Origin of the sequence: Microbacterium sp., assembly GCF_035277845.1 — a bacterium.
Taxonomy (GTDB): Bacteria; Actinomycetota; Actinomycetes; order Actinomycetales; family Microbacteriaceae; genus Microbacterium.
The window spans coordinates 1-2,264 of record NZ_DATEJS010000202.1 but is presented as its reverse complement, the minus strand read 5'-3'; the positions used below and the strand labels follow the sequence as shown (position 1 = coordinate 2,264).

Annotated in this window: 3 protein-coding genes and 1 riboswitch; of the genes, 2 read left to right on the top strand and 1 reads right to left on the bottom strand. The window is 66.5% G+C overall.

The window, feature by feature from the left end; genetic code table 11:
- Both VJR25_RS08510 and VJR25_RS08505 read left to right on the top strand, forming a co-directional pair.
- The coding region (locus VJR25_RS08510; protein ID WP_414683760.1) for an APC family permease at positions 1–548 on the top strand (548 nt) is incomplete at its 5' end.
- Between the two features lie 175 nt (positions 549–723).
- On the top strand, positions 724–1,329 hold the full coding sequence (locus VJR25_RS08505) for a GNAT family N-acetyltransferase (RefSeq protein WP_324114538.1): 606 nt from the start codon (positions 724–726) through the stop codon (positions 1,327–1,329).
- On the opposite strand, the gene VJR25_RS08500 is transcribed toward VJR25_RS08505, so the two are convergent.
- Entirely contained in the window at positions 1,297–1,992 is a 696-nt protein-coding gene (locus VJR25_RS08500) for a DUF4328 domain-containing protein (protein WP_324114536.1), read from the bottom strand. The genes VJR25_RS08505 and VJR25_RS08500 overlap by 33 nt on opposite strands.
- A gap of 148 nt (positions 1,993–2,140) precedes the next feature.
- Positions 2,141–2,249, top strand: a riboswitch (TPP riboswitch).
- Positions 2,250–2,264 lie beyond the last annotated feature (15 nt).

The window sequence follows — 2,264 nt, the reverse complement described above, 5'->3', positions numbered from 1 at the left end:
GGATGCAGACGCCGTTCCTCATCGTGGACAACGCCTCGAACATCGTCTGCGCCATGGCGGCGCTCGCGGCGGTCTCACGCATCCTCTTCGGAATGGGCCGCGACGGCGTGCTTCCGCGGCGCGTATTCGGTCACCTCGGACGCCGGTTCCAGACGCCGACCTGGAACATCCTCATCACGTCCGCGTTGGCACTCACTGCGATCTTCTATGCCGACAATCTGCTCGGTGCGACGTCGCTCGTCAGCTTCGGGGCCCTCACCGGTTTCGCATTCGTGAACTACTCGGTCATCAGCCGCTACTTCATCCGGGGAAAGCAGCGGCAGGGAGTGAATGTCTTGCGCTACCTCGTCATGCCGAGCTTGGGAATCGCCATCTGCGTCGTTCTGTGGGTCGGCCTCGATGTCCAGGCGAAGGTGCTCGGCCTGAGCTGGCTCGCGCTCGGCGTGGTCTACATCGCGATCAAGAGCCGGGGTTTCCGACGTCCCCCGGTTCCGATTGCGCTCGATGAGATCGAGTCGGTGGATGCCCCGGCGATCCCGGTCGTCTGATCGCCGAGATGCCTATCGAGTGCGCGGCGCGACGCCTCGGTCGTGTCCTCGAGCACGACGCCGGCACGGTGTCGCCGACGACGTCGAAGACGTGGCTGTTCCAGACGAACTCGACCGCCCCATTGCCGAACGGGCGGTGGCGCATGCGGCGTATCGTGGCTCAGGGGTTCAGCGGATGTACACGACGCAGCTTCTCACCGAGGCCACGTGGCCTGACTTCGCGCGCCTCGTCGAGGCGAACAACGGGGTGTGGGGCGGATGCTGGTGCATGGGCTTCCATCCGGAAGGCGTGGGCAAGCCGGGTCAGACCTACGAGCACAACCGCGAGGCGAAGCACCGATTGGTGGCCGCGGGCGAGGTGCATCAGATGCTCGTCTACGACGGTGATGACTGCGTGGGTTGGTGCCAGTTCGGACATCCGGTGGAACTCCCCAACATCAAGAGCCGGCGCACGTACGAGCAGGCAGGTGACCCGCCGCCGGACTGGCGGATCGGATGCGTGTTCACCACGTCACGGCGGCGGGGCACGGGCATCGCCTCCGCAGCAGTGGGCGCGGTGATGGAGGAGATCCGCGCCGCAGGCGGCGGAACGGTCGAGGCGTATCCGGAGCAGACGGTCGAGCGCCCTCCGCAGCGCGGGGCGTACCTGCACACCGGGCCCGAGGAGCTCTTCGCGCGTTACGGATTCACGCGTGCCCGGCAGATCGCGAAGTGGCGCTGGGTGATGCGCGCCGAGGTCGACCCGGGGTCAGCTCGGATCGATCGCCGCGGTGATGCGTGACACCACGATCCACGCGAAGATCGCCGCCACGATCCAGAGCGCGTCCATCAGGATCGTGATCGACAGGCCGTTGATCAGCGACGGAATCGTGTGAGCCGTGGAGAAGCTGCGCGTCAGCCCGCCCGTGAGTCCGCCGACCAGCCATGCCGCCCACCACGTCCCCAGGACGCCGCGACCGAGCCTGGCGTGCGATGCGCGCGCCAGATCCGAGACGTTCTGGAACGGGAACCACGCCGAGACGACCGGAATGAACCACGATCCGACGTGCCAGCCAGGCGAGCGGCGCAAGGTGCCGACAGGAAACGCATCCGCGGCGCGACGCTGCCAGACCAGCCAGCAGATCCCCGTGGAGAGCAGCGCGATGAGCGACATCCCGCTCACGATGACGGCCGCGGAACCATACGATTCAAGCGCGTCGGGTCCCACCGTGCCGGCGCTGTATGCGTTCAGCTCGACGATGCCCCAGCCGGTGACCAGAAGCGACGCCAGAGAGATCACCGCATAGGCCAGAAGCAGCGCGCGGGTGGCGCCGCCGATACCGCGCAGCGAGCGGACCGGGCTCTGCGAGGGCATGACGAAATACTGCGGCTGCGGCGGGACGGCGTGGCTGCCGGGCGCGGGTGAGGTCTGAGAAAAGGGGGTGGGCGGCACTGAATCGCTCATGGCGTCCTCCGTGATCGGCAGCAGACGAAAAACTGAGGGAAACATAGCAGTTGCCGAACAGATTGCTGGGTACGGTTGCGGTTTGAAACTCCGCCCAGGTCCGGAGGGGAGACGGACGGGGCCTCCGCGAATCGTGTTGTAGGGTTTCGGGTATCCACACGGGAGCCCTCGCAAGGGCTGAGATCGGGCTGACGCGGCCTGCGACCGTTCGAACCTGTCCGGGTAATGCCGGCGAAGGAAGTAGGAGTCTCCCCATGGGAACTTTCCGTTCT